Origin of the sequence: Enterococcus montenegrensis (genome assembly GCF_029983095.1) — a bacterium.
Lineage (GTDB): Bacteria > Bacillota > Bacilli > Lactobacillales > Enterococcaceae > Enterococcus_C > Enterococcus_C montenegrensis.
The window spans coordinates 92,270-104,345 of the sequence record NZ_CP120467.1 but is presented as its reverse complement, the minus strand read 5'-3'; the positions used below and the strand labels follow the sequence as shown (position 1 = coordinate 104,345).

The window sequence follows — 12,076 nt, the reverse complement described above, 5'->3', positions numbered from 1 at the left end:
GAGAGCGCCTAGTTGAAGTCGCTGCTAACTCGCATCTTCGGTATTTTTTTCAAAGTTTGAAAAATTTTTCCTCGTCACGCTTACGATTCAACTACGGCAGAAAAACGCCTAGTTGAAGTCGCAAAAATCCCGACTGCTAAAAAAAGCAGCCGGGATTTCATCAGGTGATAGATTATTCAGTTACAATGTTGTCAACTTCGATTGGAGTTGTGTCGCCTTTTTCAGCGGCATTGATTAATTGTTCAGCGTAGATGATGAATGTATGTGAGCTGTGAGTTGCACCAGTTACAACGTCCATATCAGCAGGTGAACCGTCTTCTTTGCCCATTGCAGCTAAGAAGTTTTTGTTTAAGTCTTCGATATATTCTTTAGGACCAACGCCAGATTTGTCTTTCATATTCTTTTCGTAGTCAGCGTCATCTTTTTTAGATTTGCCGTCTGCGTTTAAGTTATCGTATTTAGATTCAGTAATTTTACCGTCTTTAACTACGATTGAAAAGTCAACGTGGTAGCCGTTTTTGTCATTTTTTTCTTTCAATGCATATGTGCCGTCTTTAAGTTCTGCACCATTGTCAATTTCAATTGTATCTGTTTTACCAGCTTGAGCAGCTTGGATTAATTGTTGTGCATAGTTTTGGAAAGATTCAAATGAATGTGTCGCGCCTGTAACAACGTCCATGCTTGATGGATCTTGTGCTGCAACTAATTCTTCGTTGAATTTAGGAATAAATTCTTCTGGTGAGATACCAGCTTTGTCTTTCATTTGTTTGTTGTAGTCAGCATCTTCAGTTTTTGATTTGCCAGCTTCATTGATGTTATCGTATTTAGATTCAGTAATTTTACCGTCTTTTACAGTAATTTCAAAAGTTGCACGGTAGCCGTTTGAATAGTTCTTTTCTTCTAACTTGTAAGTACCGTCTTTCATTTCGCCGCCAGCGATAACTTTAGCTGCTTCTTCTTTTGCTGCTGAAGATGAAGCTGTTGTTTGTTCTGTTTTAGCAGATGAGCTTGCTGCGCTATCATCTTTTTTGTCTGCACTACATGCGCCTAACACTAAAGCAGAAAACGCCAAGACTGTAAAACCCGCTACTAATTTTTTTGATTTCATTTTGTATTTCCCCTCTTCATTTCACTTATTCTTGTCACATACTAAGCATGTGATACATATTACATTGTAATTAATCTTACATAAAAGTCAAACGTTTCCATGATTGTTAACGATTCACAAAGCCTGTTATTGTATCTTCGATTCGCCATTTTTCTTAATTTCGTTTCATTTTGAAAAAAATTTCACATGAAAAACTGCCATCTTTTTCTTTTTCTAAAAACTGGCAAAGCTGTGTTCTGACAACTATTGTTCTTTTTGTGTTTTTATTTGAAAAAGCATTGCCCCTCCTTTTTTTCACAAAAAAACTTCCAGTCGTAAAAGACCGGAAGTTCAAAAATTTTTTAATAAAAATTATTCTGCAGCTTTTTTAGCAGCGTCGATAATTCCTTGTAAGTAACCCGCTGTATCAGCAAATGTCGCACCGGAAACAACGTCAGAAACTTTACCGTCTTCGCCTTGACCTTTCAAGTCGCTAACAGCTTTTTCTAATTCTGCCACTGTTTTACCTTTTGCAAAGGCATCAACGGCGTGAATATTTTCTTCCCATGTTTGTGTAGCTTTTGCATGGTCTTTCATCATAGCAGAGTATGCTTCATTGTTAGCATATTTAGAACCTAAAACCAAGTTGTCTTTAATGCCTTCACCAAATGCAGCATTTGAGTTTGGCACGCCACCGAAGTCTGCTGGATCAACATATTGGAATTCATCAACAAAGGTTGCAGCTACTTTGTCACCGTCTAAAGCAACTGTTACAGTAGCAAATGATTGATCGCCATGAGGAGCAGCTAAAATCATCGCTTCTTTCAAATCAGTGTTGCTTGTTTTTTCGCCAACCGAAACCATACCTGATTTAGCAGCATCTACGATTGATTGCAAGTAACCTTTAGTATCAGCAAACGTTGCCCCAGAAACAACATCGGCAACTTTTGCATCTTTGCCTTGTGCTTCTAAATCTTTAACAGCTTTTTCTACTTCTGCAACTGTTTTACCTTTAACAAAGTTTGTGATTGCTGTCATGCTAGCATCCCAAGTTTGCGTTGCGCCACCATGATCTTTCATCATAGCAGAGTATGCTTTGCTGTTTTCTTCTTTTGCAACTAAAATATTACCTTTCGGGAAGTTTTCTCCCAATTTGCCGTCTGAATTTGGCACGCCAGTCCAGTCGTCACCTTTTTCAACGTATTGGAATTCATCCATCCGGGCGGAAAGAATTTTGTCGCCATCTAATGTTACATTGACAACTGCAAATGATTTGTCTCCGTGAGGGGCTGTGTATAATTGACGCATAACAATTGTACCTGCTCCAGGAACTTCTGCATTTTCTGTTTTACCATCGACAATTTTAACGTCAGCATTTGCCGCTTTGCTGGATGAAGCTGTTGTTTGTTCTGTTTTAGCAGATGAACTAGCCGCGCTATCATCTTTTTTGTCTGGACTGCAAGCGCCTAATACTAAGGCAGAAAACGTCAAGACTGTAAACCCTGCTACTAATTTTTTGTTTAACATGGTATTTCCCCTTTTCATATTCTTCTCACGTGACAAGCATGTGATGCACATTACATTGTAATTAAAGCGACGTAAAAGTCAAACGTTTACAGCTTTGAGAAAAATTCACAATAATGGTCTATGTTCACAAGCTCATTTTCAGCGAAAAACCTCATTCTAATGAAGTTTTTAGAATAGACAAATGGCGAACAAGTCTGTATAATGGTGTGGATTGTGTAATAATTATCATACTATTTTTATATTTTAAGGAGCGATTTTCAATGACAAAGAAAAACATTGTCGTTGTGGGTGCGGGTTACGCAGGTGTAGCCGCTACTAAATTCATGGCCAAGAAATTGAAGAAAGATGATGTGGAAATCACATTAATCGATCGTCATTCTTATCACACCATGATGACAGAACTACACGAAGTTGCCGGCGGCCGCGTGGAACCAACTGCTATTCAATATGACTTACAACGCTTGTTTGCCCGTAAGAAGAACGTCAAATTAGTAACAGATACTGTAGTTGGTATCGACAAAGATCAAAAAGTTGTCAAAACACAAGCTGGCAGCTATCCATTTGATCACTTAGTAATTGGTATGGGTGGCGAACCAAATGATTTTGGTACCCCTGGTGTCAAAGAACACGGCTTCACACTGTGGTCTTTTGAAGATTCTGTCCGCATTCGCGAACACATTGAACACACCGTTGCCAAAGCAGCAATTGAACCTGATGCTACAAAACGTAAAGCAATGTTGACATTTGTTGTCTGTGGTTCTGGTTTTACCGGAATTGAAATGATCGGTGAATTAGTGGACTGGAAAGACCGCTTAGCTGAAGACTACAAATTAGATAAAAGCGAATTTACATTAAAAGTTGTTGAAGCAATGCCAACAATTTTAAATATGTTAAATCGTAACGATGCCAACAAAGCTGTTCGTTACTTGGAAAAGAAAAATGTTGAACTTGTTTTAAATGCACCAATCGTTGAAGTTGACGCAGATCATATTAAATTAAAAGACGGCTCTACTATTCCAACTCACACTTTAATTTGGACAGCCGGTGTTAAAGCAACCTCTGACGCAGCTGACTTTGGTTTAGAAGCAGCTCGTGGTAACCGTTTAGTTGCCAATGAATATATGGAAGCAAAAGGCTACGAAGATAAAAACATCTATATTATTGGGGATTTGGTTTACTATGAAGAACAACCAAATACACCAACACCGCAAATCGTACAAGCGGCTGAACAAACCGGTCACTGTGCGGCAGCAAACGTAGTATCTGCTATTAAAGGTGACGGTCAAAAACATAAATTCAAGAGTAACTATCAAGGATTCATGGTTTCTGTTGGTGCGAAATGGGGCGTTGCGGAATTATTCGGCAAAATCCATTTAAGTGGTTTCTTAGCAATCATTATGAAACACATCGTCAACTTGAAATACTTCTTTGATATTCGTTCTGGCTATTATATGTTCCAATACATGATGCACGAATTCTTCCACATCAAAGACGACCGCAACGTAACACGAGGTCATTCTTCTCGTTACGGCAATGTTTTGTGGAGTGTCCCATTACGCGTTTTCTACGGTTTAGTTTGGTTTATTGAAGCCTTCAAAAAAATCGTCGGAAACGGCGAAGTATTAAAACCATCTACTTGGTTTGGTGAAGGTTCTTGGTTTACAGGTAACTCTGTCTTCCCTTGGACTTGGGAATATGCTAAAGAAGCTGCGACAACCGCATCTTCTGGTGCTGACGCTGCTTCTGGTGCTTCGGCTACCGCGGCAACGACTGCTTCAAGCGTAGCCGACGCTGTCGGTGGTGCTTCTGCAACTGTTTCTTCTGGTGCAGCCGACGCAGCAACAAATGCAGCTTCATCTGGTGGTGCAGAAGCTGCGGCACATGCAGCCCACTTTGGCTTAAGCTACGGTTACGGCGAACAACCAATGGCTGTTTTAGACAAAGCGCCTGACTGGTTCAGCAGCATCATGAAAGTGATGATGCCAAATATGGACGTTGCGATGTTCTTCCAAAAAATGATGGTCTTCGTTGAAATCGGAATTGCACTTTGTTTAATGGCTGGTTTGTTCACTTGGTTAATGAGTGGTACAACAATCATCTTAGTTGCCATGTTCTGTATGTCTGGTATGTTCTACTGGGTTAACATCTGGTTCATCCCGGTTGCCTTTGCCTTAATGAACGGCTCTGGTCGCGCAGTCGGTTTAGACCGTTGGGTAATCCCATGGATTCAGAAAAAACTAGGCGGCTGGTGGTACGGCAAGCCGAAATCTCTTTACAATCAAAAATAAACTTGCTGTTAGGCATGTAAAAAAGACCCGGGCAGTTTTTGTCTGGGTCTTTTCTTAGTTACCAACCAAGTTCCTATGGTAAAATAAAGGACAAAAGAAAAGCGGAAGGTGACGGTTAGCTCTTAAAAAAATATCAGGAACTTGTATTCTGGTATGCTTTTTACCAGAATCGAGTTTTTGAATTTTTCTTAAAGTGTTGACACCTGAAGCTAGACAAAAGAAAAGCGATAAAACTCGGTTTACTTCCAAGCATTAAGATAAAATTTTAATAAATTGTTTTTCAAATTTCTTGAAATTTCAGCTTAATGCCGTAGGAAGTTCGTTTTAACTGCTAGATCAAAAAGCGGAAGGTGACCTTTCACGCTTTCGAAAAAATTACACTAACTTTGTATTCAAATGTTTTTTAGCACACGTTTGTAACCCTTTAAGACTTAGAAAGGTGACCTTTTTGAAACTAAAAGAATTTATTAAAGCCAGTAAATTAAAACCCTGGGATTTTATCATCGTTATTATTTTGATTATTGCTTCTTTTATCCCGACCCTTATTTTTGGCTTGCAGCAAACAGATGCTCCTGTTACGACCAAAGTAGCGGTTTTGCGGGTTGACGGCAAAGAGATCAAGACCTTTAAACTTTTTAAAGGACAAATTGAGACGTATCGTTACGAAGATCCTGATGGAGATTATAATTTAATCGAGGTAAAAGACGACAAAATCCGTATCAAAGAAGCAAATTGCGGCGATCAGGTCTGTGTGCGGCGGGGCTGGGCCAAAAAAAATGGCGAGACGATTGTCTGTTTGCCTCATAAACTGGTCATTGAGGTACAAGGCCAAAGTTCAGGAGGTGACGGCGACGATTTAATTTATTAATTAGACGTCCCAAAAAATGAGTCGTACACAAAAAATGATTTATATTGCGCTTTTGGTTGCACAAGGTGTAGTCATTGGCTTAATTGAAAATATGATTCCTTACCCCTTTGCCTTTGCCCCTGGTGCCAAACTGGGCTTAGCAAATTTAATTACCATTATTTCTCTTTTCACCATGCCCAAAAAAGACAGCTTTACTCTAGTTTGGATGCGCCTAATTTTAACTACTTTATTAGGCGGCACACTTTCAACTTTTCTTTATAGTATGAGCGGTGCTATGCTAAGCTATTTTGCGATGGCCTGCTTACGCATTTTGGGACCAAAACGCATCAGCATCATCGGCATTAGTGCCGCCGGCGGCTTCATGCACAATGTTGGGCAGCTTTTAACAGCTTCTTTTATTGCCCAATCTTGGACGGTCATGTTGTACCTGCCGATTCTTTCGTTTTTTGGTATCTTATCTGGAATTGCCATTGGTATTGCTGCAAACTTTTTATTGCAGCGGGTGCAAACATTGCAAAAATTCCAAATTGCCTATGAACATCAAACAAAACAAAGTTGGCGCTAATACGCTGATCTTTTGTGTCAATTGTTGGAAATAAAAGGGAAAAGAACCTTATGCACCTTTTAAAACCTAAAGGAGAATTTTATGAAGTTACATCCACTGTGGCAGGACTATCCTGTCTTACAACCTGAATTGCGTCAAACTTTGACGCTGATGGAAGATTCTATCAAGTTAAAAAACAAACCTGTTGCAACAGCAATTTTAAGCATGATTCACTCCGGCGGCAAGCTATTGCGCCCTGCTTATCAATTACTTTTTTCACAATTTGGGCCCGAACAAGACCGCAAGAAAGCTGTCTCTTTGGCTGCTTCAATTGAAATGTTGCACACAGCAACGTTAGTCCACGATGACATTGTCGATGAAGCTGATTTGCGCCGCGGACTTCAAACTATCCGCTCTGAATTTGGCAATGCTGTGGCTGTTTATGCTGGTGATTTTCTCTTTGTCTGCTGTTTTAAATTAATGGCAGACTACGCTAGTTCCATGCGCAGCTTGCAAATCAACTCCCGTAGTATGGAAAAAATCTTAAACGGAGAACTCGGACAAATGGACACCCGTTATGCGACCGATGTATCCATTGCCGAATATTTGGAAAATATTTCTGGAAAAACGGCTGAACTATTTTCCCTAAGTTGTTTTGTTGGGGCTTTAGAAAGTGGTACTGGGGAGCGTTTTGCCAAACAATGTGGTGATATCGGTCAAAATATCGGCATGGCTTTTCAAATCATCGATGACATCTTAGATTATTCTAAAAATGCCACCGAGATTGGAAAACCGGTCCTAGAAGACGTGCGCCAAGGCGTATACTCCCTTCCTTTATTATTGGCCTTACAAAAAGCACCACAAAAATTACTACCGCTTTTAGAAAAAAAAGCTGAAATTACCGATACAGAAGTTGAACAGCTTTATCAATATGTCCATGAATATGGCGGCGTAGCAAAAGCAAAAGCCTACGCAAAAGATTACACCGATAAAGCGCTAAAAGGGATTCACAAGTTGCCCGAAAATGACTTAAACACCAAAGAGACACTTTTACGTTTAACCCAGACGATATTAGAACGGAACAATTAGACGGCATTTTTTACCAAAAAACGACGCTAAAAATTCAAGGACTATCTCTAATGAAAAGAGACCGTCCTTGAACTTTAACGTCGTTTTTTTGGACCTGTAATGTTTCACTAATACACCAATTTCTTATACCGCTGCATGCGCCAATAAGAATTAAGGAAGACCGCAAGAATGAACAAGAAAATAATCGGCACTACCAAATGATTCAAAATCCGCATCAAAGCAAAAGGTAATTCAAAGAAAAAAGCGCGCCAAAACTCACTACCCGTTTTCTGCCAGAGACCTGGTGTTAGAAATTCTTTTTGTGGGTGCCACAACACAGAAAGGTCAGTGCTACTCATAAATAGCGCCACATAAATTGGGACTAGAAAAGACAAAGAGCCAAAGACACCCTTGCGAATTCGCTTTTCCCGTTCAATCAGAGAGGAAACATCTGAAAATAATTGCAAATTTTGGCTGCGATCACTGATAAAATACTGGGTACCACTGTCGTAACGACCATAAATATGCTCCCAGCCAGCATCGGTCATAAATTGCAGATAATCGGTAAAGTCCTCTTTGTTTGTAAACTTACGATAATCAAATTGAATTACTTTGTCGGTATCCTTGACTTTTTTAAAGTGATAAAAAATCCCGCTGCCGGTGATGTCAAATAGCTGAAATCCTTGTGCTAACTTGCGGTTAAGCCAGACTTCTTCTTTTTCTAGCGAAAAAAATAGCCGAAATTTTGTAATTGTGCGATTCATTATTTTTCCCCCATTTCTTCAAAAATCTGTGTACAGTGCCTCATCCGATTCACTTCATCTGTCAAAATATTGCGCCCATATTCTGTGATGTGGTAAATCTTTCTGCGCTCTTGTATCGGCGATACTTGGATAATCATCTCGGCCTTCAACAAATTTTCGATCGCGCCATACATCGTCCCTGCTGCAATCCGGACGTTGCCCATACTTAATTCTTCAATTTTTTTAATCGCCAAATAACCATAAGTCGGTTCGGAAAATACCAGCAGCAGATAAAAAATCGTTTCCGTTAATGGTAATTGATCTGTTTTCATAAAAGTGCTCCCTGTTTTTATATAGTCAAACTGTATAGTTAAACTATATAGTACAACTGTATAATAGGCAAGAAAAAAAAGCCCCAAAATTTCTTTTCTGAGAAGAAATTTTGGGGACTTTTTAATCAATTGCTACAAAATAGCAATTTTCAGCGACTATTTTGTTAAATGATTAAAGTCTGTTAATGCAGTATAACTATAATTTTCATCAATTTGCTTTTTATCTTTGGCCCATTTGATAATGGCATCAAATTGTTCTTTAGGTACTTTTTGCGCATGAGGATAATCTTTTTGCTGCTTATCCAAATACGTACTCATAGCTTCTGGGAATTGATATTTGGTTAAAATATTCGCATATTCACTGGCTTTGTGTTGATTCATATAATCGATAGCTTGATTATAACCTTGATAAAAAGCAGTAATATCTTGGGGACGTTCTTTTAAAATGGCATCGGTAAATTGCAACGTACCGCCGTTAATTTTCGCCTCTTTAGAACTACCTAAAATTTTTGCGCCTTGTTTAGCCAACATGCTGGCTTGGGGCTCAGTATAAACCGCACCGTCCACTTGGCCATTTAATAACGCCTCTGAGCGGGCAGAAAATGAGGGAATATTGACAACTTCATAAGTAAAGCCGTCTTTTTTAGCAAAGTCGTCCATAATATATTCCAAAATAAAATTAGGAACTAAAGTGACTTTTTTTCCCGCTAAGCCCTTCATCTCCGTAATTTTGGATTGGGGGGAAGCCAACACTTTAAAATCTTCCAAAATACCGGAAGTAATTTTCATATCGATTCCGTTTTTCTTAAAAGTTGCTTCGGTCATAACATCACTAATTGTGCCGTCTAGCTGTTTGGATTGAACGGCAACATTGCGATCGTTTGGTGAAGCAAAGGATTTAATTGCGACATTGGTTCCAGCTTCTTTGAAGAAGCCTTTTTCTTGTGCCAAAATAATCGGGATAGCCGATTCTGCTGGTAAAATCCCCATATTAATTGTTTTTCCAGTTACTTTTTCAGCTGTCTTCGTCGTTGTTGTTGGCGTTGTTTGGGTATTGTTTTGACCACAAGCCGCTAAACTTAAAACACTGAGTACAACCAATAAACTCGCCGCTATTTTTTTCATTATTTTTCCCCCACGATTTCTTTAAATGCTGCTAAAGGTAATTGTGCCGGCACCACATTGCGGCGCAATTCCAACGGATTTGTCTCTTTTTCATTTCTGCCTTTAATGGTGGTAAAGGCTAGTTTAAAGCCCTCTTTGGCCAGAGTTGCTACGTTTTTTTCATCGTAGAGCCCAAATGGATAAGCAAAAACATCCTTCACTGGTACAAATTGATTACACTTTTTTAAATCTAAAATAAAATCAGTTTCACTTTCCCACATCGCTCTAGAAGCAGTTGTCCCTTTACGTTGGTGAAAATGATGGGTATGATTGGCATAAGTAAAAACATCTGCCATGCCCAATAGTTCTGGGAAACTCACCGGACGAGAAACTTCCGGCGCATATAAACTAGGCCTTGCAAAGATCCAACCAGTTGGCACAAATGAGACCGCCGTCAGTTTGCGTTGTTGTAAAATAGGATAAGCATAGCGCAGTTGCGATTGGTAACAATCATCAAAAGTTAACAAAATACTTTTTTTGGGCAGATTAAACTTTCCGGCATAAAAGGCTGCCACTTCTGCCAATGTTAAAAAATGATACTGCTGTGCGATTAAGTAATCGATTTGGGCTGTAAAACTGTCTAAATCATTGTATAAAGGCAACGGCAGTGAATCGGCGTAGCCATCTGCTACTTGAATCGGGCGCATCCCCGCTTTTATCTCAGCAAGTGGTCGGATTTCGTGAAACACTAAAGTTGTAAACATTTTTTTCTCTCCTTAAAAGCTGTCTTTCATTGAAAACCTCCATTAGTATAACACAAGGTTTGAAAAAAGCTGCACAAACTACTTAGAAAAGGATACCTATAGCATGCCTATTACCTTAAACAATGTTTCCTTCCATTATGGAAAACAAACTATTTTCACAAACCTAAATTATCGTTTTAAAAATTATCACCGCTATGCAGTCATTGGCCCTTCTGGCAGCGGCAAAACTACTTTATTGCAGCTGTTGCAAGGTTTTTTAGCCCCAACTGACGGCACCCTTACAAAAGATGAAGACACGATTATGACCGTCTTTCAAAATAATCAAATTTTTCCTTGGTTAACTGTTGCCGCTGCCGTAAACTTACCCTTAAAATTAGCCCACGAAAAAAAAGACAAACGCAACCAACAAGTAACACAGCTTTTAAGGGAGTTGCAACTTACCGACTTAAAAGATAAACGGCCGAAAGCTTTAAGCGGCGGACAACTACAACGAGTTGCCATTGCACAAGGCTTGGCCCTTAACCCGCAATTTTTATTACTGGATGAACCCACTTCTTCTTTGGACTCCCAAAGTAAAGAAAAAATTCAAGATTTACTCATCGCCCAACAACAAAGACGCCAAAACAGTCTGTTAGTCGTAACCCACGATATTGAAGAAGCTGCCTTTTTGGGTGAAACTATTTTAATTGTCAAAGATGCCCAACTCATCGTCATGGATAACCCAACATTTGCCGCTACCACTAAAAATCGACGGGAAAGTTTGGCCTTTTATGAATTTTGCATTGCTTTAAGAGCAGAGGTGCGACAATGAAAACATTACGACAACACGTAAGTCAACTGCTGCTGGGTGGAATTATGTATCTTTTGTTGTGGCAACTATTAGCCCTAATTACGAAAAATCACGCCATTCCAACGCCCCTTGCTACTTGGCCGACTTTTTGGGCCTTGAAAAAAATGCTGCTGCTTCACAGTGGTGCGAGTTTTTTACGGGTGTTGACTGCTTTAGCGTTGGCCCTTTTAGTCGGTGTTCCTATGGGGATTGTATTGGGCTTATCTAAAGGAGCCAATCGCATCTTAGCCCCTTTCATCTATTTTTTATACCCGCTACCAAAAGTCGCTTTCTTGCCGATTTTTATGCTGTTTTGGGGCTTGGGGAATTTTTCGAAGGTACTCTTGCTCTTTGCGATTATTTTACTGCAGGTAATCGTCTCCATTCGCGATGGCGTTCACCAAATTCCAGCCAACTTCCAAAAGACGATGACGAACTTTCATGCAAATTTTTTACAGCAGATTTATTATTTGATTTTGCCCGCCTTAATCCCAAGCCTCTTAACCAGCTTACGGGTCAGTATCGGCATTGCCTTAGCGTCTTTATTCTTTGCCGAAAATTATGCCACAGAATACGGCCTAGGCTATTTGATTTTAAGCGCATGGACCAAAATGGCCTACTCCGAAATGTTTGCCGGCATTTTTTGTATCGCATTATTAGGCGGCATATTATTCCTTTTATTGGACCTACTAGAAGAAAAGTTCCGCTATTAAAAAAAGCTTTGCAAACTCGTTTAGCCCGCTAGCATTAAGGGGGAAACTGGCTAAATTGCTCTTCAAATTTCGCCAGATTTTACCTTAATGTCGCAGAGGGCTAGTGCGAAAAGCTAGATTAAAAAAAGCTTTGCAAACTCGTTTAGACCTCTAGCATTGAGGCGGAAACTTAGGGAATAACTAGAAAACACAACGTTTATAGCCTTGAT

Annotated in this window: 12 protein-coding genes; 6 read left to right on the top strand and 6 right to left on the bottom strand. The window is 39.5% G+C overall.

Going from position 1 to position 12,076, the window contains the following annotated elements; translation table 11 throughout:
* Nucleotides 1-172: 172 nt before the first annotated feature.
* Both pplA and P3T75_RS00475 read right to left on the bottom strand, forming a co-directional pair.
* On the bottom strand, nucleotides 173-1,108 hold the full coding sequence (gene pplA, locus P3T75_RS00480; RefSeq protein ID WP_230711187.1) for an extracellular electron transfer flavoprotein PplA: 936 nt from the start codon (nucleotides 1,106-1,108) through the stop codon (nucleotides 173-175).
* Between the two features lie 351 nt (nucleotides 1,109-1,459).
* Nucleotides 1,460-2,614, bottom strand: a complete 1,155-nt coding sequence (locus P3T75_RS00475) for a peptidoglycan-binding protein (RefSeq protein WP_282461931.1) — start codon at nucleotides 2,612-2,614, stop codon at nucleotides 1,460-1,462.
* Between the two features lie 260 nt (nucleotides 2,615-2,874).
* On the opposite strand from P3T75_RS00475, the gene P3T75_RS00470 reads away from it, so the two are divergent.
* The 4 genes from P3T75_RS00470 to P3T75_RS00455 all read left to right on the top strand — a co-directional run bounded on the left by P3T75_RS00470 (nucleotide 2,875) and on the right by P3T75_RS00455 (nucleotide 7,403).
* The gene (locus P3T75_RS00470) at nucleotides 2,875-4,902 is read left to right on the top strand and encodes an NAD(P)/FAD-dependent oxidoreductase (RefSeq protein WP_206903185.1); all 2,028 of its coding nucleotides are present in this window, start codon (nucleotides 2,875-2,877) and stop codon (nucleotides 4,900-4,902) included.
* Nucleotides 4,903-5,350: 448 nt separating this feature from the next.
* The gene (locus P3T75_RS00465; RefSeq protein WP_230711189.1) at nucleotides 5,351-5,770 is read left to right on the top strand and encodes a NusG domain II-containing protein; all 420 of its coding nucleotides are present in this window, start codon (nucleotides 5,351-5,353) and stop codon (nucleotides 5,768-5,770) included.
* A 16-nt stretch (nucleotides 5,771-5,786) separates the two neighbouring features.
* Nucleotides 5,787-6,335: a Gx transporter family protein gene (locus P3T75_RS00460; protein WP_206903183.1), complete on the top strand. Its 549-nt coding sequence runs from the start codon at nucleotides 5,787-5,789 to the stop codon at nucleotides 6,333-6,335.
* An 81-nt stretch (nucleotides 6,336-6,416) separates the two neighbouring features.
* Complete coding sequence (locus P3T75_RS00455; RefSeq protein WP_271856804.1) at nucleotides 6,417-7,403, top strand: polyprenyl synthetase family protein; 987 nt, start codon at nucleotides 6,417-6,419, stop codon at nucleotides 7,401-7,403.
* 107 nt (nucleotides 7,404-7,510) lie between these two features.
* On the opposite strand, the gene P3T75_RS00450 is transcribed toward P3T75_RS00455, so the two are convergent.
* The 4 genes from P3T75_RS00450 to P3T75_RS00435 form a co-directional block, all read right to left on the bottom strand.
* The gene (locus P3T75_RS00450; protein ID WP_282461930.1) at nucleotides 7,511-8,146 is read right to left on the bottom strand and encodes a DUF2812 domain-containing protein; all 636 of its coding nucleotides are present in this window, start codon (nucleotides 8,144-8,146) and stop codon (nucleotides 7,511-7,513) included.
* Entirely contained in the window at nucleotides 8,146-8,457 is a 312-nt protein-coding gene (locus P3T75_RS00445; protein ID WP_282461929.1) for a PadR family transcriptional regulator, read from the bottom strand. The genes P3T75_RS00450 and P3T75_RS00445 overlap by 1 nt, the downstream gene beginning before the upstream one ends.
* Before the next feature lie 156 nt (nucleotides 8,458-8,613).
* Complete coding sequence (locus P3T75_RS00440; RefSeq protein WP_282461928.1) at nucleotides 8,614-9,582, bottom strand: ABC transporter substrate-binding protein; 969 nt, start codon at nucleotides 9,580-9,582, stop codon at nucleotides 8,614-8,616.
* Complete coding sequence (locus P3T75_RS00435; RefSeq protein ID WP_282461927.1) at nucleotides 9,582-10,325, bottom strand: polysaccharide deacetylase family protein; 744 nt, start codon at nucleotides 10,323-10,325, stop codon at nucleotides 9,582-9,584. The genes P3T75_RS00440 and P3T75_RS00435 overlap by 1 nt, the downstream gene beginning before the upstream one ends.
* A 103-nt stretch (nucleotides 10,326-10,428) precedes the next feature.
* Between P3T75_RS00435 and P3T75_RS00430 the strand changes: the two genes are divergently transcribed.
* Entirely contained in the window at nucleotides 10,429-11,136 is a 708-nt protein-coding gene (locus P3T75_RS00430; RefSeq protein ID WP_282461926.1) for an ABC transporter ATP-binding protein, read from the top strand.
* On the top strand, nucleotides 11,133-11,867 hold the full coding sequence (locus tag P3T75_RS00425) for an ABC transporter permease (protein WP_282461925.1): 735 nt from the start codon (nucleotides 11,133-11,135) through the stop codon (nucleotides 11,865-11,867). The genes P3T75_RS00430 and P3T75_RS00425 overlap by 4 nt, the downstream gene beginning before the upstream one ends.
* The last annotated feature ends 209 nt before the right edge of the window (nucleotides 11,868-12,076 follow it).

Excerpts from the sequence above, each read along its gene's own strand:
- P3T75_RS00455 (WP_271856804.1), top strand. The coding sequence starts at position 6,417 with ATGAAGTTACATCCACTGTGGCAGGACTATCCTGTCTTACAACCTGAA.
- P3T75_RS00425 (WP_282461925.1), top strand. The coding sequence starts at position 11,133 with ATGAAAACATTACGACAACACGTAAGTCAACTGCTGCTGGGTGGAATT.
- P3T75_RS00460 (WP_206903183.1), top strand. The coding sequence starts at position 5,787 with ATGAGTCGTACACAAAAAATGATTTATATTGCGCTTTTGGTTGCACAA.
- P3T75_RS00450 (WP_282461930.1), bottom strand. The coding sequence starts at position 8,146 with ATGAATCGCACAATTACAAAATTTCGGCTATTTTTTTCGCTAGAAAAA.
- P3T75_RS00430 (WP_282461926.1), top strand. The coding sequence starts at position 10,429 with ATGCCTATTACCTTAAACAATGTTTCCTTCCATTATGGAAAACAAACT.
- P3T75_RS00435 (WP_282461927.1), bottom strand. The coding sequence starts at position 10,325 with ATGTTTACAACTTTAGTGTTTCACGAAATCCGACCACTTGCTGAGATA.
- P3T75_RS00445 (WP_282461929.1), bottom strand. The coding sequence starts at position 8,457 with ATGAAAACAGATCAATTACCATTAACGGAAACGATTTTTTATCTGCTG.
- P3T75_RS00470 (WP_206903185.1), top strand. The coding sequence starts at position 2,875 with ATGACAAAGAAAAACATTGTCGTTGTGGGTGCGGGTTACGCAGGTGTA.
- pplA (WP_230711187.1), bottom strand. The coding sequence starts at position 1,108 with ATGAAATCAAAAAAATTAGTAGCGGGTTTTACAGTCTTGGCGTTTTCT.
- P3T75_RS00440 (WP_282461928.1), bottom strand. The coding sequence starts at position 9,582 with ATGAAAAAAATAGCGGCGAGTTTATTGGTTGTACTCAGTGTTTTAAGT.
- P3T75_RS00475 (WP_282461931.1), bottom strand. The coding sequence starts at position 2,614 with ATGTTAAACAAAAAATTAGTAGCAGGGTTTACAGTCTTGACGTTTTCT.